We start from the raw sequence: 18,758 nt of genomic DNA on the forward strand, positions 1-18,758 counted from the left end.
TCTATCCTCATACCGCTTTGACCAGTCGAATCCGTACTCTACGATTCACGTCGGACTGTTCCTTGGAATAGGGCTGACGATTGCCATGATGTCTGGCTTCTATCATCTGCCGTTTCACCCCCAGCTCCACCAGAGCCGCCACCACGTTTTCCACTCTGTCTTTGCTCAATACCAGATCCGCCAGCCTGGAGCTGCCGTCGTCTGCGTGACCATCGATCAGGATTTTTTTGATGTTGCGATCCACCACCACATAACGGGCCACGGCTTGAATATCGGCCTGCATGGACGAATCCATTCCAGCGATTCCTGAGGGGTAGAAAATAGATAAATCATGAACATAGTCATAATCTTGTGGGAGCAGTTGTTGGCGGCACTGGCGCAAGGGTTGTAACTGGCTTCGGGCACTGAGGGTATCGACCTCAAGCAGGAATCCATCACTTTGTCCAAGTTCAAATGTCCAGCGCCATCCCTGCTCCAGCCCCTTGATAAAGACGCCCAGTTCCCCGCCTCTCAGGCTGGCCTTTCCTGTTTGCCATTGCATCTGCCGGCTCTGCACCTTGCCCGGAAATCCCTCGCCCCATGCAGGATAGCCAACGCTGGCGTTTACGCTGTGGGCTTGATTGAGCCAGGAGGAGATCAGGGACAAGTTGGAATGTTGCCCTGGCAGTAGTTCCAGCTGCAGTAAGCCGGCTCCGGCAACAGCAACGCTGAGCCGGCAACCAAAGGGGCTGCTACTCAGTTGCCAGGCATCATCGTCCGCGGCCACTCTGTAGGTCACCGTCTGCGTGATGGGTTCTGCGAAACTGATAGCGCTGAACAGCAAGAAACACAGGGCTAGGGTCAAAGGCTTCAACACAGTAAATTCCAGTTAGTGAAGGATAAATAGATGGAATAATTACAATGTAAATTCCTTTGTTATTACCCTTAATTTCAGCGATGAATTCGAATTGAACTAAATATACTCCAAGCACCTAAAACCCAGAGGTAGGCGCTATTTTAATCGCTATTAATATAGCCAATTCGATTAACCTTAAAACAGTTAAAAATCTCTTAGAATATTAAGTAATCACTTTTCTATCGAGAAAATTGACGGCGAAAATAGCTCATACAAATGTATCCTGTCAAATTACAAAGCGCTTTTTTTGATTAACATCAATGTGTCAATTTTTTGTCTTGGAACCATTTTTTGACACTGAATAAATACACACTTTTCAGCTTGTATGATGCCCAGACTTTGATAATATTCTGCCCCCTACGTCTAATATGTCATTGGTTATTTTTATCAAAAAATTAACTTATTTTGTAGCTGTATTGTTGCGAACGGCGACTGCGCGGTAATGGTTTAATGAAAATAACTGCACGGTAATAATGGAATGAAGATAACTGCACGGGCAGAGCTAATAAAATCAGATCAGACTCATGATTGTAGGCCGATTGCTCTAATTCGAGAAAAATTAGCCCGTAGTCGTTTATTCGGACAGTTGGATAACTGTAATCAAGGATTATTACAAGCGCTAAATCAAATACTCAAACCATTGACAAGACAGGGACTTCCGGCATTGATTCGTACCGAATTAACGCCCGGTGAAACTCTGCTGAAAAGTTGTAATAAACATCATTGGTTTGCCTTTAAATATCAACGCAAGCTATTGGGTTTATTGCGAATTGATCGCTGTACCCTCGAACAGCTGGCCAGCAGCTACTATGGCGGTCAATCCGGCAAGCTGTACTCGCCGCTGGGAGCGCCGACTCAGTCGGAATTTCGCTTGGGGCTCAAACTGATGCAGGCGGTGCTGGAAAGCATGCCCTTTGATCCCATCAAGCCGGACGAACTGCAGATAGAACTGTCCGGTGCCGAGACTGAATACAGGGTCGCGGCCCTTTGGTCGATGAGCTTTCCGGACAGCCATTACACCAGTCCTATGTTGTTTGCCATGACAGACGAACTGCTGGGACGTATCGGTCAGGCCGCCCCCCAATATCAACAAGCGGACAATCTCGAACAGGCGCTGGAACAACAGCTGACCCAGATCCCGGTCAAGCTCAAGCTGGAGCTGGGTTGGCAACCCATGCCGGTACAGGCTCTGGCCGAACTGCAGCCCGGGGAAATCATTCCACTGAATCTGCATCAACGCTGCCCGATTTCACTGGGAGGGCTGACCTTGTTCTACGGCTCGGTACACAGCCACCAAGGCAAGTTGGTCGCTCGCCTGAATCAAGATGCTTTCCAACAAAATGAGGATGATCAAAGTGGATGGACAAACATCGCTGAGTGATGATTTTTTACTCGACAATGAACTGCTCGAAGAGCCGTTGACCTCGGTACAGGTAAAGCCCTCCCGGGATATGAGCTTCTTCAAGCAGTTGCCTGTGCAGGTCACTCTGGAACTGGCCAGTACTGAGATGACACTCGGCGAACTGACCCATATGGGACAGGGGGATGTTATTGCCCTGGATCGCATGGTGGGTGAGCCTTTGGATATCCGGGTCAATGGCGCCCTGCTCGGACGCGGCGAAGTGGTTGAAGTCAATGGTCGTTACGGTGTGCGGCTGCTGGAGGTCGTTGCCAGTGGCGCAACCTTGGTCAAAGAATAGCGGCCTATTCCTGCTCATTTTATTGCTGCTGTCACTGCTGGCCCTTCCTGTGTCTGCCGCCGATGGCATGACACTCTTCACCCTGGACGACGGTCAACAGGCACAAAAGGTCAACATCAAGCTGGAAATTCTGGCGATGATGACAGTGATGAGTCTGTTACCCGCCATGCTGCTGATGATGACCAGTTTCACCCGTATCATCATAGTACTGGTAATTTTGCGTCAGGCCTTGGGTTTGCAACAGAGCCCGCCCAACAAAGTATTGATAGGTATCGCCCTGGTACTCAGCATGTTTATCATGCAACCCGTGGGCAAGGAGATCTATCAAAAGGCCTACCTTCCCTATGATCAGGGGCAGATAGAGCTGCCTCAGGCGATTGCGATTGCCGAACAGCCGCTGAGGCATTTTATGCTGGCGCAAACCCGGGAAACCGACCTGGAGCAGATGCTGAAAATCGCCCAGGAACCCTTGACCCTGACCCAGGAGCAGATCCCCTTCTTTGTGATCCTGCCGGCCTATGTGCTGTCGGAGCTGAAAACCGCCTTTCAGATTGGTTTCCTGCTGTATCTGCCCTTTTTGGTGATAGATCTCGTGGTGGCCAGCGTGTTGATGTCCATGGGGATGATGATGCTGTCGCCGCTGATTATCTCCTTGCCATTCAAGTTGTTAATCTTCGTATTGGCCGATGGCTGGTCTATGACTGTCAGCACCCTGACGGCCAGCTTCGGATAGCGCCATGGAGCTGAGTGAACTGACAAGCTTCTTCTCCGATGCCATCTACCTTGCGGTATTGATGGTATTGGTGTTGATCAGCCCGGGCCTGTTGCTGGGTCTGTTGATCGCCATCTTTCAGGCCGCCACTCAGGTCAATGAGCAGACCCTGAGCTTTCTGCCCAAGTTGGTACTGACTCTGCTAATGGTGCTGTTCGCCGGCCAGTGGCTGGTGCAGAAGCTGCTCGATCTGTTCAACCAGCTGTTCCTCTCGATCCCCCATGTGATTGGCTAAAATGCTGAGCCTGACGACAGACTATCTGCAGCAACTGCTCGGCTCTTTCTGGTGGCCTTTCAGTCGTCTTCTGGGGGCTTTTCTGGTGATGCCTTTCCTCGGCCATATCCATGTCCCCGTATTGATTAGAGTATTGTTGGCACTGCTGCTGGCGGCGCTGATCATTCCGATACTACCGGCGGTTCCCGTCCTCGACGCACTCTCATTCAGGGCAGTGTTGCTGGCGCTGGAGCAACTGCTGCTGGGCATGATGCTGGGACTGTTTCTCAGCATCATGCTGCATATCCTCAGCCTGCTGAGTACCATTTTGTCGATGCAGATGGGGCTGTCCATGGCGCTGGCCAACGACCCCGGCAGCAGCAGTAGCCAACCTCTGCTGGGGCAGATGCTGGTAATGTACGGCACCCTGCTGTTTCTGGCGTTGGACGGGCACTTGGTTGCCATCGGCATCATAGTGGACAGCTTCCGCCTCTGGCCCATAGGCAACGGCTTGTTCGACCTGCCCTTGATGCAGCTGATCGGCCAGTTTGGCTGGATGTTTGCCGCCGCCTTGATGCTGGCGCTGCCGGCGGTGATGGCGATGTTGGTGGTCAACCTGACATTTGGGGTGCTCAGCCGCTCGGCGCCCTCTTTGAATATCTTTGCCCTGGGTTTTCCCATGACCATGATCATGGGGCTTGTCTGTGTCCTGCTGTCGTTCTCGACCCTGCCGGACAGGTACAGTGACTTTTGCCTCGACGCCCTGTTTGCCATGCATCAGTTTTTGGGAGGGAGCCAATGAGTCAATCCTCCTCCCAGGATAAAACCGAAAAGGCCAGTAGTCACAAGCTGCGCAAGGCCAGAGAGAAAGGCCAAACCCCGCGCTCGAAGGATCTCGGCGCCTGTGTGCTGATGATTGCCGGTTCCCTGCTGCTGAGCAACAGCGGCGATTGGCTGGCGCAGCAGCTGATGCAACAGACTGAGCTGCATATGCTGGTCAGCCGCGAAAACCTGGATACCCCGGGAATGATGCAGAGTCACCTGGCCGCTGCGCTGCTGGGGATACTCGAGCTGCTGGGACCACTGTTTCTGATGATACTGCTGCTGGCCGCTATTGTGGGCGGCTTGCCCGGCGGCCATGTGTTCAACCTAGGCAATGCGGGCTTCAAGTGGAGCCGTATCGCTCCCTTGAGCGGCCTCAAGCGCATGTGTGGCACCCGCTCCCTGGTGGAACTGGGGAAATCTTGCCTGAAAGTCAGCTTGCTTATCGGGATCATGCTGCTGTTTTTAAAGCATGATTTTGATCACTTGCTCTACCTGAGTCAGCAGGATCTGCTGCAGGGTGCCAGCACAGGGCTGCAACTGCTCAGTGACTACATCCTCTATCTGGGACTGGGAATGTTGGTGATCGCCCTGGTCGATGTGCCCTACCAACTCTGGCAGCACTACAAAGAGCTGAGGATGAGTAAGCAGGAGGTCAAGGATGAACATAAACAGATGGAGGGTAAGCCGGAAATCAAGGCCAGAATACGCCAACTGCAACAACAGTTTGCCCGTTCCCGCGCCTCGGTCGCCGTACCTCAGGCCGATGTATTGATGGTCAACCCCAGCCACTATGCCGTGGCACTCAAGTATGACCCGGCCAGGGCCGAGGCCCCCTTCGTGCTTTGTAAGGGCCGCGATGAAGTCGCCCTCTATATGCAACAGATTGCCAAGCAGCATGGCGTCGAAATCCTCAGGATCCCGCCGTTGACCCGCGCCATCTTCCACTCGACGGCAGTGGAGCAACAGATCCCCGCGGCGCTGTTCAAGGCTGTGGCCCATGTACTCAATTACGTCTTGCAGATCCAGGCGGCCCGGGCCGGACGCAAACCCATGCCGGCACCGCTGCCGGAATTTCATATTCCACCCCACTTGCGACATGACTAAAGGATAACCCAATGAACTGGCTGCGATTACTTACCGCCAATAAGTCCCATGCCATGGTGCCATTGCTGCTGCTGACCCTGATGGCGATGATCATTCTGCCGCTGCCGCCTTGGCTGCTGGATGTGATGTTCACCTTCAACATAGTGCTGGCCATCATGGTGTTGCTGGTGAGCGTGTCAATTCGGCGGCCGCTGGACTTTTCCATTTTCCCGACACTCTTGTTGCTGGCAACCTTGCTGCGACTCACGCTGAACGTGGCATCGACCCGGGTGGTGCTGATCCGCGGCCATGAAGGCGGCGATGCCGCCGGTAAGGTGATCCAGGCGTTCGGTGAAGTGGTGATCGGAGGCAACTATGTGGTTGGCGCCGTGGTGTTCCTGATCCTGATGATTATCAACTTTGTGGTGATCACCAAGGGGGGCGAGCGGATCTCCGAAGTGTCGGCCCGCTTTACCCTGGATGCGCTTCCCGGCAAGCAGATGGCGATAGATGCCGATCTCAATGCCGGTTTGCTGACCCAGGATCAGGCGCGGGAGCGGCGTAAAGAAGTCGCCGCGGAAGCTGACTTTTATGGCTCTATGGACGGTGCTTCCAAGTTTGTTCGCGGCGATGCCATTGCCGGCTTGTTGATCCTGGCAATCAACATCATAGGCGGTATCTGTATCGGCATCTTTATGCATGATCTCAGCGGCACAGAGGCGTTCAAGACCTATGCACTCTTGACCATAGGTGACGGTCTGGTGGCGCAGATCCCATCGCTGCTGCTGGCAACTGCTGCGGCGATTGTAGTCACCCGGGTTTCAGATGCCGAAGAGATGCCGGCCCAGTTCAACGAACAACTGCTGGCCAATCCCAAAACCCTGGCGACTGCGGCGCTGGTGATGTTGATCATGGGTCTGGTACCCGGCATGCCCACTTGGGTATTCCTCAGTGCCGCGTTGTTGCTGGGTTTTGTCGCCTACAAACAGTACCGCACCAAGCCGACAATCATGCCACCGCCACAGGCCAAACAGGCCGGCGAGGCCCTGAGCGAACCTCAAGCGCCCAGCTGGGACAGCCTGCCCTATGTCGATGCGATAGAGGTCAAGCTGGGTTATCGACTGGTGTCTCTGGTGGAAAAAGAGCGCGGCGCCGAACTGATGAAACGCCTGACCGGAATTCGCCGCACTCTGTCGGAACAGGCGGGCTATCTGCTGCCGGAAGTCAGGGTCAGGGATAACCTGGCGCTGAGCCCCACTCACTACCAAATCAGCATAATGGGTACCTTGGTGGCCACGGCAGAACTGGACCCAGAGCGACTGCTGGCGATTCGCAGCAGCAATGTTTTTGGTGAGCTGGACGGCATCATCACCCGGGATCCTGCCTATAACATGGAGGCGGTCTGGATAGAGCAGGAAAAGAAAGCCAATGCGCTGAACCTGGGCTATTCCGTCGTGGACAACGCCACTGTGATCGCCACCCATGTCGCTAAGTTGCTGCGGGAGCGAATGGCCGAGCTATTGCAGCACGATGATGTGATTTCACTCAATGAACGACTGGCGCGCCAGGCCCCCAAGCTGGCCGAGTCACTGAGCCAGGCGCTGTCGCCGATTCAACAGCTCAAGGTCTACCGGCTACTGCTAAGGGAACAGGTTTCTTTGCGGGATATTTTGACCATAGGCACCACACTGCTGGATTGCAGTGAAAACAGCAAAGATCCCGTGCTGTTGGCAGCCGATGTTCGCTGCGCGCTAAGGCAGGCGATAGTACAGGCCATCTGTGGAGATGCGCCTCAGCTCAAGGTGATGACCCTGACCCCAGAGCTTGAGCGACAACTGATGAGTGCCCTGAGCACCGCCCAACAGCAAGGCAGCGTGTCACTGGATGGTTTCCCTGTGGATCCGCAGTTGCTGGCGCAGCTACAGCAAAAAATGCCCCAGCTGTTGGCCGAGGCCAAGGCCGCCGGACATCATCCTATCCTACTGGTGCCGCCTCAGTTGCGCCCGCTGCTGGGCCGTTATGCTCTGGCCTTTTCAAGAGGTCTTAATGTGTTGTCTTACAATGAGATTTCTGAAAACAAAGACATTATGGTCGCCGGTCAGTTGGGATAAACGGGCATTATCGGCAAGGAGTAAATCGTTGTAATTCACCTTAAACTTATACTAAAGTCCTACGAGAAATGATTGCGGGAAGATTAAGGTAATGCGAAGACTTACCAGCTTAATAATATTGCTGTGCTGCTGTCTGCCGGTTTGGGCGGCGCAAAAATTACCGGCCAGGGCCGAGCTGCAACAGCTGGCCTCGGCCAGCGCCATGCTAGTGGATCTGGAAACCGGCGAGGTCCTCTATGAGGACAACCCACAGCAGGTACAGCCCATAGCCTCGATAACCAAGTTGATGACGGCGCTGGTGACACTGGATGCCAAGTTGCCGCTCAACGAACGGATTGCCGTGGATGTCAGCCAGGCCGATATCATGCAAAACGTGGTGTCCCGTATCCGTATCGGCAGTGAATTGAAACGCAAAGAAGCACTGGCGCTGGCATTGATGTCTTCGGAAAATCGCGCCGCCGCGACCCTGGCACATCACTATCCCGGCGGCTACCAGGCCTTTATCAAGGCGATGAATGCCAAGGCGGCAGAACTGGGGATGACTGACAGCCGCTTTGTCGAACCCACAGGGCTGTCGGAGCAGAATGTCTCCAGCGCCAGAGACCTGGTCAAACTGCTGCGTGAGGCCAGGAAATACCCTCTGATAGGCGAACTGAGTTCGGCCCCCAACCGTAGCGTCATGTTTCGTAAGCCAAGATATAACCTGGCGTTTTACAACACCAATCGCCTGGTGAACAAGAAAAACTGGCAGATCCACCTCACCAAGACGGGTTATACCGATGACGCCGGCCACTGTCTGGTTATGCTGACCCAAATGGCCAAGCGGGAAGTCGCCTTTGTGGTACTGGATGCCTTCGGCAAGCTGACCCATTTGGCCGATGCCGGCCGCCTGAAGAAGTGGCTGGAAACCGGCAAAGTCAGTCCGGTTCCCCAAGAAGCACTGGACTATAAACAGCAAAAGCAAACAGAACGTCAGGCCTTGGCCGCCACCCGTTAATATTCGGCAAACAGCGGTGACTCAGCGCAGGTTTTCACGCTTGTGTAGCCGCATCCACAACAACTTTTGTTATCATCCCGCCTCGTTTAAAGGCCTTTGGCCTTCGCAGTTACTGAGTCAGGAAGATGCAGTCATTTAAAAAGCACACCCTTATCCCGCTGGATCCCCGGGATCCCCTCTCCATCAGCCTGGCACTGGCGCGATACCGGCAACAACTGCAGCAAGGTACTATTCTGCGCCAGGGCATGTTCGATATCGAATTTGTCGCCGTGACCGACAGCGGCAACCGCCGCCTGCAAATCGATGACCTGCAAGACTCAGGACTGCGCGCTCTGCTGCAGGAAGCCCTGAGCCTGGGGCCGGATGGCGAAGGGTTCATGCTGCCGCCACTCATCAGTGACGAATGTGACCTCTACCTCTCTGAACCCTTGCTGTTCGCCATTGCCATGCAACACCCTCGCCTGGCCCCCGAACTGCTGGCCACCGCCGAGGCCATGATAGCCTTCGCCCGCAGGCATAACGATCTGCAGCGCATGTGGCTGGACGACAGCCGCATTTTCGGGGTCGAGGCCCTGTTTCTGCTGGCCCGGCGCATGCCCGAACTAGCCTGGCTATTGGCACGCTTTCTGATCCCCGCCTGGGACAATGTCTACAGCAATGGCTATGAGCAATATATGGCACGGCTGCTCGAACTCAATGGCTGGAGCCCGGATATGCTGCGGGCCTTTGTCTGGTGCGACAGCGACCACTTGCGCCAGGGCTTCTTCTACAGCGGCGAAACCGGCATTCAGAGTCATCAGCCACTGGCCGACTTCCTCAAGCAACATCCACAGCAATATCCTCTATTCAAACAGCTGTTGAGCGAGCGTTTACTTAATAGCCCCAAACTGCTCGCCGCCGAAGACCGCCCACTCGGCAGAGTCGATGCCGTGCTGCATTTCTTTGTCAGCATGTACCCGATTGAGTTTGCCTGGTTTGAAGTTGAACAGAGCGAGGGGCTGGATACCCTGCTTGAAAGCCAGTTTATCCGCGCCAGTCTCGAAGAGGAGATAAGCGACCTGCGCGCCGCCATAGAGAGCCAGGCCAGTGACGCCCTGGCCTGTTACAGATGCGGCATATCCGGGAGCGTCGAAACCGACGCAGATGAGCAAGACGACAGCTATCAGGATGAGGACGATGAGCGGCCGGGCAGGCTGCTGCGTCTGTTAAAGCCATTGGTACTGGCGCAACCCCAAGGCGCAGCATTGTGGCAATATCTGCATGATGGCAGCCAATCCCAGGCGCTGGCGGTTCAGCAACCAATAGCATTAATTCCCGCTTGTAAGGCCAAAGCCCTGGGGCTCTATCACTACATAGTCGACTACTGCGTTACGGCAGAATCCAATCGGCATATTGCCGAAGAGCTGAGCAGTATTCTCAGTGATAGCCGTTATGAACTGCTCTATGGTGATCAAGAAGATGTCGAAGCCTTTGCCGATATCTTGCCATCCAGGAGTCTGCAGCAAAGGCAACAGCAATATTTACGCCTGCTGGATATCTGGTTCGCTTGGCTTGGCAACCCCGAACTGGAAGAGATCCGCGAAAACCTGGTCGACGATGAAGGGCTGCTCGATGACGGCCAATATCTGCAGCGCTACAGCAACCTCAGTGACACGAGTGAGCAGGCGCTGCTCGAGGCGAAACTGGCTAAACTGTTGCAGCAATGGAACGACAAGCGCCAGGTCTACAACCGTCCCTTGTTGAACAAGACACTGGCCTTGTTCCGGCAACACCGGCAGCTTGCCAACCCGGATAACTGGCCGCTGAGCCAGATGGAACTCGGCCACTATGTGTTGCTGGCCTTCCTTTGGCAACAGGACTGTCTGGCCGAGTGCCATGATGCCACCAGCCGAGCGCTGAGCGAGAGATTAAACGCTAATAGCCCATGGGAACTGCTTGCCGGGCAAGTGCTCAAACAGGCCGCAGACGATGCCAAGCCGCTCAAGGCGTTTATCTGTCGGCCCGCCCCCTCTCTTTGTGAGCTTGAGGCGCTGCAACTGGCACAAGACCAGCTCTATCGAAGAGGGCGTGATGATGTTGGCCGCCAATTGACCCTGGAGCCCATCAGTGACTTCCAGCCCAAATACCTGCTGCTCGACAAACAAGATGGTTTTCGCCGCGGTGCCATGCTGTGCTATTTCCTGCTGGCCTCGCAGCACGCTTTAACTCACTCCTCGGCTCAGCCAAATGAGCCGCAAGCGCCGGCTCTCATACTGGCCCGGCGCCTGTGGCAATGGCTGCTGGAACTGGCGCCACTCAAACTCTTGCATTATGCCGCCATGCCTTACAGTGACGATAATTTCGACCCTGAGTTTGACTCTGATACCGAGCGTCAGGGCTTTGTCGGTAGCATGCAATCACTCGGCGTCAGTGAAGCCCTGCTGACGGTGTTTAACTTCCAACTGTCGCTGAGCAGCGGCGATGGCGCCAACACCCTGCGCGCGGTAGCGCAGCTGAGCCAGTTGGCCCAGGCCTCATCGAGCCAGGCAGATTCACTGCTGCAGGCACTGAGACGACTGCCGGATAGAGAGAAGCTCAGTGCCTTCGAACTGCTGGAGCTGCAGTTTCCCGGGCAAGGCTTTATCCAACACCCCGAGCTGCAGCGGGAGTGGTCACTCTGCCTCGAGTATTTTATTCGCGACAACCTCAAGAGTTGGCAGCGGGTACTGGCTCAAGACTTTGATGGTCGCTGTCAGTTGCTGGAGCGGGGCATAAAGCAGCCTGTGGTTGCCGCGCCGCAACTTGTGGTTTGCGAGCAGGCCCAAGATGACAGATATGACTGGCTCAACGTCAGCCTGCTTCGGCGTCAGGGTGAAGAGTTGCAGGCATTATTGCTGACCCAAGCGATACCGCCGGAGGGCTTGCCCCAAGGTATTCCGGGCGAGGTACTGTTGTTTGACGAGAGTGTCAGCGCCGAGGAGATCTTGGCTGCATTCAAGACCCTGTACTCGGTCGATGCCAGGGTCACCTTGGTCAATGCTCGACTGCAAGCATACCTGAGTGGTGAACTGCCGCTGGCAGCCATGCAAGCCTGCCTGCAACGCCTGTTCGTCCTTGATGAGCTGAGTATCTACTCATCCTTCGAGCGTTATGATCTCAAGCAGTGCCTGTGGCTGCTTCCCACCCCAACCCGGCAGCGACTGCTGCAACTCCTGCTTGGCTACCAATTGGGATTTGAACTGTTCGATGAGCAGCTATTGCGGGCCTTTATGGCCGACAAGGTGCGCCGCGGCGACTGGCCAGCGGCACGATACATAGACAGGAGATACCAGGACAGCGATGAGCTGCAGGAAGCGGCGCTGAGCTGGCTGCTGCAAACCTTGGAGCCGCTGCGGCTTGAGCCGATGAATCTGCTGCTTTTTTGCCTCGGCAAAGGGGAATATGAAGCTCCCTGTGACTGGCTAGTCGCTCAACTGAGAAACGGCACTCTGACGCCCCTTATTACTCAGTTGACTGTCAATGAGAAAATCGAGCTGATCGATTGCCTGGAAGGCGACTACCCCGACGCGGCCGAGTTGCTCTCGGCGCTGGCCAACGATGCCTCCCGCCGGGTCAGAGATGCCATGGCAGAGCTTGCCTAACCGCCGCCGATTGGGTAAGGCAAGGGGTTTGGCGGGCTACATAGGCTATGGGCCACATAGGCGCCAGGCAGCATGGGCACGCCTTTTAGGCTGTCTATGCTGCCCGCTTCAGCGCACCAGCCAGTCCAGAAATTGCCACAACAAGACATTCATCTCCTGAGTCTCGGCCTGGCGCAGTAAATCAGGTGACTGCACCCAAGGACGGGGCTGACCAAACTCGGCGGCACTGTGACTGATAAGCGCCTCTATCGCCTCGGCGTCAAATTCCAGATGGCACTGAAAGCCGTACACTCTGGCACCATATTCCACTATCTGCCTCGGACATACCTCACTGAATGCCAACACCTTGCTATCGGCCGTCAGCCCAGGCATATCATGGTGCCAATGCCCCAGTGTGACACTGTCGCCGAAGCTTTCCAGGCCTGGATGCGCCCTGCCGGCCGCGGTCAAGGTCACGGGAAAGAAGCCTATCTCAACCTCTGGGCTGGGTTCGAAAGGAGCACCGAGCGCCTCGCCAATCAGCTGCGCTCCCAAACAGATACCCAACACAGCCACCTGCCCGGCAATAGCTCTGGCTATCAAGGCCTGTTCCGCCCGGGCATCAAAATAGTGGCACTCGGCAATGCCGGTTGCCGGTGACTGTGGGCCTCCGAGCACAACCAATAAACCTACGCCTTGGAGGCTCTGCGGCAAGGATTCACCAAGCCAGAGGCGGGTATAGCTGGCTTCATAGCCGCGCGCGCGACACCAGTTCGCCAAAACCCCCGGCCCTTCGAAAGATTCATGTTGAATAAAATATACCTTCACCTGTCGCTCCCGCGTTTGTTGTTCAGTTGGCCGTCATGTTAGCCTTGACAGCAGACCGATAGATATCGACACAAAGACAGATAACATTGCCAAACCGCCAAGCTATTTCCCCAACAGATACCCTAGCTTCAGAAGCACGGTTCGATGCCAATGGGCTGATAGCGGCTTATCCCGACGCCCGGGTGCTCAGCAAAGTGCTGTGGATGCCCAGAGGGCATGTCGATAGCTGGCACAGCCACAACTGGCATCAGTTGGTGTTTCCGGCAAGCGGCCTGTTACAGACTCAGGTCAGGGATACCCGCTTTATACTGCCCCATAACGGCGCCCTGTTTATTCCGGCAACCCAGGAACATGAGTCCAGAGTCCTGGTGGATACCCAGTTCATTGGTCTCTACCTGGATCCCTCATATAGCCAGGGCTTTCCCACTCAGGCCAAACCCTTGGCAGTATCTCCCTTTCTAAGGGAATTGCTGCTGCATCTGACACAAGCACCCAGCCCGCAAGCCTCAGACGCAAGGTTGAGGTTATTGGCGGTTCTCAAGGATGAGGTGATCCAGGCGGCGCCCTATCGTTTGGGGTTACTGCTGCCAAAAGACAAACGTCTGCTGCGGATTTTTGATGAACAAGTTGCCAGACCGGCATTGGAAATGACTCTGGCCCAATGGGCCGAGCGGGTGGGCGCATCCGAGCGCACTCTTTCCCGGCTGTTTGCCCGGGAACTGGGTTGCAGCTATCCACTCTGGCGCCAGCACCTACGTTTGCTGAGTTCGCTGACGCAGTTGGAACAAGGTGAAACAGTGCAACAGGTGGCATTTCAGGCGGGCTATCAGTCCGATTCTGCCTTTATCTGTGCCTTCAAAGGACTCTTTGACCAGACACCTCACCAATACCGTAGCCAGAATAGGCCAACGTAGAAGACGCTGGCCTAATGGCAATAGTGGCTGAGCTCGAAAAGTGCTGGTTCACTCCCGCAGCAAAGGCTGCAGACGCTGGCGGATCTCATCAGGAATAGGTCGACTCTGCTCACAGCTGTAGTCGTAGTGCACCAGGGTGGTCTTGGCTTCGGCGGTTAGCAGCTCTCCCTGCCAACTCTGCTGCAATACTTCGAACGAGCTGTTGCCTATGCGGCTGACCGAGGTCAATACTCTGACTGTCTTACCGTAATAGGTGGGCGCCTTAAAGGCGATGGTGAATCCGGCCACAATCAGGTTCCAGTTAGCCAGATCCAGACCTGGGTTGAAGATTTCGAACACAGGCTCTCTGGCGGCTTCAAACCACACGGGCAGCACAGTGTTATTGATATGGCCCAGGCCATCGGTTTCATTGAATCTGGGTTGAATATCCAGGCTTAACGCTTCCATAGGGTATCCTATTGTTATTATTGTTGATTAAAACTCGCACTTGTCTTTGCCGGCCCTCAGCTTACCTTGAGGGTCAAACTGTTTGCCGCAAATTTTCTTGCCGTCCCGATACAGGGTTTCATAGCGGCCATCGTGATAGATGCCTATGACCACGCCATCGAAACGGGCACCATTGAAGTTGTAAACCTGTTCGCCATTGATCATCCGGTTGTATACAGAGATCCTAGGCTCCTCCTTATGGAGCTTGCCATTGATGTAACGGCGTTCAACCATCTTGTTGGCCGCCGTCAGCTCCTGGCTCTTGAGCAGCCGTCCCTCACGGTCATAGCAGATATATTCCTGTTCATAACCGTAGCTGAGGCGTCTGAAGCAAGCATCCTGACCATCTTCATAGAAGCTGTGTTGCCAACTGCACAGGTTATTGCTGGTTGCCGCGCCGTCATAATCGCAATAGAAGTTGATCTCCTGCAACTGGCCGTTGCGGTGAAAACGATAGCCATCGCCTATGGATATCCCTTTTTCTACGGTCCGAAAAGAGGAGATCCCATGAGGACTGAAGCTGGCCTGCATTCCCTGCCCCAGCCCTTGACTGAAGTTTTGCAGGCGCTCCAGTTGCCCCTGTTTATCGAAGCGATACCAACGCCCCTCGGCGCGAGCATCACGATACTGCTGCACCTCCAGCAGTTGCCCCTGCTCGCTGTATCGCAGAACCTGTTCCTGAAGGATCTCATACCAACGACCCTCTTTATCTTGGTACGCCTGATAATCATACAAACTGCTCAGTTGACCATTTTCATGGAAATACAGCTGCTGGCCATCTTGCTTACCCTGCTTGAACTGCGACAGCTTTTTCAACTGGCCACTGGCATAGAAGTAACGGCTCTGGCCATCAAGCTGATCGGCAAGATAATTTTCTTCCAGCAGTAGTTTACCGCTGCTATCCAGTCGCTGCCGCAGTCCCTGTTTCTTACCTTGATGGTAATGGGTCCGCAGCTCAGATTCGCCATCCATCTCAACCCAGAGGCCATCTTTCAAGCCATGGTCATAAGTCACCCTGTTGCCATCTTCAATCCAGGGGCCATGGCGTTTGTTGTCAAGGTACGCACCCTTGAGCCAGATTTTTGTGGGTGTGGGTTCGGCGTCACTGCCAAAATCGGCCAGAAGCTCCTCGTATTCACCATGCAATAAGCCATCTTTGTAGTTCGCAAACCCCAGCGACAGGGTTTCGTCATAGTCGGATTCCAGCTTCCACAGGCCCTGTTGCTTGCCGTCGACGTACTGCCCCCGCCAAAAACGACCATCGAAGTCAGCCTCTATCCACTCGCCCTGCTGCAAGCCATTTCGATAGTCACCGGCGGCGTTGATACGGCCATTACGTGGGCTATAGCTGGCCCAACTACCATGCAACTTACCGCCCTGGTAATAGGCACTCAGTGTCACACCGCCCCAGGTGCCACCGGTAGGAGCAAACCCCAGCAGCGGGCCACTGCGACCAGCCTCCCCCTCAATATCATCGCGCTGGTAAGCCACTTCGGTCACCATAAATCCTTCAGCTTCACCAATACCAAAGCTGAGCCGCTCGAAGCTGGCGGTCAGGAAGAATGCTGTCTGTCCCTCTTTGATTCTGACGGGATACTTGAGCCGATAGGAGTACGCCTGTTCGGCGCGCTTCACTGCCCGCCCCTCTTCATCCCGGTAACCCAAGAGTTGCCCGTCACTCTCCAGGGTACCTTGCAGCAAGGCCCTGATGTTGGCGTCATCAGTGACGTCAATATCGTAAGTCATCAAATATTGTTGCGGCGGCCAGCGCTTCAACTGTTTACGCACTTCGGCCACGGTGAAGTGTTTGAGGGAAGGAGCCAGCCGGTCCAGCCTGGGCTGCAGGCGTTGCAGCCACTGCCAATTGCTGTAGTCCCGACCATATCCCCTGATGGAAAGTTCTGAGCCGGTCTTTAGCATCACCAGGACTTCGCGCTGCTCATCACCATCGAGATCCTGATAAAAGACGGCGACGACCTGAGTTGCTGACGGGAAGCTATCCAGCGTTTTACTGCCCTTATCATCCTGAACCTGGGCCAATACCTGCTCGGCATCACGGTAGAAAGACAACTGCTCGCCGTCACCGCCGGGCAGTGTCAAAGGGCCGTGAGCCAATTCAGAGGCTGAAGAAAGCGGGGAAAAAATAAGGAGAAATAAGCCTGTGAGCAAGCCTGGTTGGAATAGTCGTTCCATATACTGCTTCCTTGAGAAATGACCTTGGCAACCCGGCCAAGATTGGGGGCCAATACTACAACAGCCGGTATTAAATCTAAAGGAATCATGCTATTAAAAAAGGCTGCCCAGGCAGCCTTTTTCAGAATTAACCACCATACATGGCGTTAATTTCGCGGGAATATTTGTGATAGATCATCTTGCGTCTGAGCTTAAGAGTCGGGGTAATCAAACCCGCCTCCATAGAGAAGGCTTCCGGCAGCAGGGTAAACTTCTTGATCTGTTCAAAACCCGCCAGCTCCTGTTGCAGGTGTTTGAGCCTTTCTTCAAAATGCTCCACCACATGGCTGTGACGTATCAGTTCCAGCGGGGATTCATAACTGAGTCCCTTTTGTTTGGCCCAGGCTTCCAGGGCTTCAAAGGCCGGAACGATTAGCGCAGTCACATAGTTACGGGCATCGGCAACCACCGCCACCTGTTCGATAAAGGGACAGCAACCCACCTTGCCTTCAACCCGCTGCGGCGCAATGTACTTGCCGTTGGAGGTCTTCATCAGCTCTTTGATCCTGTCGGTGATAAACAGATTACCCTGTTCATCCAGGTAGCCGGCATCACCAGTCCTGAGCCAGCCATCTTCGAAGGCCTCGGCTGTGTCCTCGGGACGATTAAAGTAACCGCGCATCACGGTATCACCGCGAACCAAAATCTCATTCTCGGCCCCGAGACGAACTTCCACCTCAGGCATACAGCGGCCGTTGGAACCTGTAACCCTGTTGTCCAATGTATTACAGGTAACGGTTGCCGTGGTTTCTGTCATACCGTAACCACAGAGTACCGGCAGATTAATGGCCGCAAAGAACGCACTCACTTTGGCATCCAAAGCCGCGCCGCCACAGGGCATCAGCTGCAGGCGACCACCGAGAGCGGCTCTGAGTTTGCCGTAAACCAACTTGTCGGCCAGGCGCCATTGCAACGACAACCAGGCACTGGGTTTGGCCCGGCCCTGCATCACCTCAAATTGGCGCTCGCCCACTGACAATGCCCAGGCAAATAACTTGCGGCGACCATTTCCGGCTCGGGCAACTTTGTCCTGCACCGCGCTGTATACCTTCTCCAGGAATCTGGGTACCACACACAGGGTGTGAGGACGCACGGTGGCGATGGCTTCTTTGACTCTTTGAGTGTCCGCAAGGTAAACGTTACGGCCACCACGACTGAGCACATAGAAGCTCCAACCCCGCTCGTAAACATGGCTCAGGGGCAGGAAAACCAGTGACACCTGGTCACTGCTGAAAGGGATCTTCTGTTGATGCTGGCGCATGGCCGAGGCGAAGTTACGCTGATCCAGCATCACCCCCTTGGGATCGCCGGTCGTACCTGAGGTATAGATAAGAGTCAGCAGATCATCCAGCGTGGCGCTCTGCTCCATGGCGGCCAGCTCAGTGCGCGCTTCTTCGGGCACTGTCTGCTCAAGCAGGGTGTCCAGGTGTTGATGATGGGGCTGCTTGAGGGTGACTTGCTTGTCAAACACCACCACGCAATTCAGTGTCGGGCACAAGGACTCCAACTCACAAGCCAGTTCATACTGAGCTTTGTTGTCCACAAACAATAGCTTGGCACCGGCATCATTGATGATATAAGCAGCTTGCTCCAGGGTGGAGGTAGGGTAAACCGGCACTACAACACCGCGGGCGCGGATCACACCGACATCGACACAGGTCCATTGCGGGCAGTTGTGGGACAAGATCACGGCGCGATCCTGAACCTCAAAGCCGTTGGCAATCAGAGTTCCGGCAATGGCAGCACTGATACGGTTAAATTCATTCCAGCTGACCTTATCCCAAGGCGCAGCCATTTCGAAGCCTTCCAGGGCGATATGCTCTGCGCGCGCTTTAAGCTGCTGACGCAAGAGATGGGTGATTCTGTACTGCTCTAGAGACATAACTCGGTTTACCTTTTTAGCTTACAGCTGTTCCGCTTTTGAGATTCTACCCCAAGGCTCAGGCAAACATAAGAGCTTTTGCTCTAATTCCGTACAGTATCACGCTCCACTCATAGAGATCAGACCAGTTGTTATATCAGGGTTCCAGTACTTCTGTACGCCATAATCTATTGCGGCCAAGATGAAACAACGCCCTTGGTAAAGAGCAGCCTGACCCGCG

The 18,758-nt window shown here is 54.7% G+C and carries 15 protein-coding genes; 10 read left to right on the plus strand and 5 right to left on the minus strand.

Annotated elements, in window-relative coordinates; translation table 11 throughout:
• Positions 1-7: 7 nt before the first annotated feature.
• The gene (locus tag ACF8D4_RS11750) at positions 8-856 is read right to left on the minus strand and encodes an OmpA family protein (RefSeq protein ID WP_392465541.1); all 849 of its coding nucleotides are present in this window, start codon (positions 854-856) and stop codon (positions 8-10) included.
• A 703-nt stretch (positions 857-1,559) separates the two neighbouring features.
• On the opposite strand from ACF8D4_RS11750, the gene ACF8D4_RS11755 reads away from it, so the two are divergent.
• The 9 genes from ACF8D4_RS11755 (at position 1,560) to ACF8D4_RS11795 (ending at position 12,217) form a co-directional block, all read left to right on the plus strand.
• Positions 1,560-2,276 carry a flagellar motor switch protein FliM gene (locus ACF8D4_RS11755; protein ID WP_051546781.1) on the plus strand — a complete coding sequence of 239 codons (717 nt, stop codon included), beginning with the start codon at positions 1,560-1,562 and terminating at the stop codon, positions 2,274-2,276.
• Positions 2,242-2,595, plus strand: a complete 354-nt coding sequence (gene fliN / locus ACF8D4_RS11760; RefSeq protein WP_028780412.1) for a flagellar motor switch protein FliN — start codon at positions 2,242-2,244, stop codon at positions 2,593-2,595. The genes ACF8D4_RS11755 and fliN overlap by 35 nt, the downstream gene beginning before the upstream one ends.
• A 10-nt stretch (positions 2,596-2,605) precedes the next feature.
• The gene (fliP, locus tag ACF8D4_RS11765) at positions 2,606-3,328 is read left to right on the plus strand and encodes a flagellar type III secretion system pore protein FliP (protein ID WP_243880201.1); all 723 of its coding nucleotides are present in this window, start codon (positions 2,606-2,608) and stop codon (positions 3,326-3,328) included.
• A gap of 4 nt (positions 3,329-3,332) precedes the next feature.
• Complete coding sequence (locus ACF8D4_RS11770) at positions 3,333-3,602, plus strand: flagellar biosynthetic protein FliQ (protein ID WP_025009122.1); 270 nt, start codon at positions 3,333-3,335, stop codon at positions 3,600-3,602.
• A 1-nt stretch (position 3,603) separates the two neighbouring features.
• Positions 3,604-4,383: a flagellar biosynthetic protein FliR gene (gene fliR, locus ACF8D4_RS11775; protein ID WP_025888462.1), complete on the plus strand. Its 780-nt coding sequence runs from the start codon at positions 3,604-3,606 to the stop codon at positions 4,381-4,383.
• A complete protein-coding gene (gene flhB, locus ACF8D4_RS11780) occupies positions 4,380-5,510 on the plus strand; it encodes a flagellar biosynthesis protein FlhB (protein WP_025009120.1) in 1,131 nt (376 codons plus the stop codon). Before fliR ends, flhB begins: the two co-directional genes overlap by 4 nt.
• 11 nt (positions 5,511-5,521) lie before the next feature.
• Positions 5,522-7,600: a flagellar biosynthesis protein FlhA gene (gene flhA, locus ACF8D4_RS11785; RefSeq protein ID WP_144164550.1), complete on the plus strand. Its 2,079-nt coding sequence runs from the start codon at positions 5,522-5,524 to the stop codon at positions 7,598-7,600.
• Between the two features lie 91 nt (positions 7,601-7,691).
• Positions 7,692-8,597, plus strand: a complete 906-nt coding sequence (pbpG, locus tag ACF8D4_RS11790; protein WP_107005865.1) for a D-alanyl-D-alanine endopeptidase — start codon at positions 7,692-7,694, stop codon at positions 8,595-8,597.
• A 125-nt stretch (positions 8,598-8,722) separates the two neighbouring features.
• On the plus strand, positions 8,723-12,217 hold the full coding sequence (locus ACF8D4_RS11795) for a hypothetical protein (RefSeq protein WP_392468739.1): 3,495 nt from the start codon (positions 8,723-8,725) through the stop codon (positions 12,215-12,217).
• Positions 12,218-12,325: 108 nt separating this feature from the next.
• Here ACF8D4_RS11795 and ACF8D4_RS11800 read toward each other — a convergent pair whose 3' ends face one another.
• Positions 12,326-13,024: a glutamine amidotransferase gene (locus tag ACF8D4_RS11800; protein WP_144158232.1), complete on the minus strand. Its 699-nt coding sequence runs from the start codon at positions 13,022-13,024 to the stop codon at positions 12,326-12,328.
• An 86-nt stretch (positions 13,025-13,110) separates the two neighbouring features.
• Here ACF8D4_RS11800 and ACF8D4_RS11805 point away from each other — a divergent pair, with 86 nt between their 5' ends.
• Complete coding sequence (locus ACF8D4_RS11805; protein ID WP_243757285.1) at positions 13,111-13,938, plus strand: helix-turn-helix transcriptional regulator; 828 nt, start codon at positions 13,111-13,113, stop codon at positions 13,936-13,938.
• Between the two features lie 48 nt (positions 13,939-13,986).
• On the opposite strand, the gene ACF8D4_RS11810 is transcribed toward ACF8D4_RS11805, so the two are convergent.
• The 3 genes from ACF8D4_RS11810 to ACF8D4_RS11820 form a co-directional block, all read right to left on the minus strand.
• Positions 13,987-14,385, minus strand: coding sequence for a thioesterase family protein (locus ACF8D4_RS11810; RefSeq protein ID WP_025888469.1), 399 nt, complete (start codon positions 14,383-14,385; stop codon positions 13,987-13,989).
• Positions 14,386-14,412: 27 nt separating this feature from the next.
• A complete protein-coding gene (locus ACF8D4_RS11815) occupies positions 14,413-16,617 on the minus strand; it encodes a toxin-antitoxin system YwqK family antitoxin (RefSeq protein WP_392465551.1) in 2,205 nt (734 codons plus the stop codon).
• A 127-nt stretch (positions 16,618-16,744) separates the two neighbouring features.
• Positions 16,745-18,538, minus strand: a complete 1,794-nt coding sequence (locus tag ACF8D4_RS11820; RefSeq protein ID WP_392465554.1) for an AMP-dependent synthetase/ligase — start codon at positions 18,536-18,538, stop codon at positions 16,745-16,747.
• Positions 18,539-18,758: the final 220 nt, after the last annotated feature.

It is taken from the genome of Shewanella sp. YQ_9, assembly GCF_043103185.1.
GTDB classification, from domain to species: Bacteria; Pseudomonadota; Gammaproteobacteria; order Enterobacterales; family Shewanellaceae; genus Shewanella; species Shewanella algae.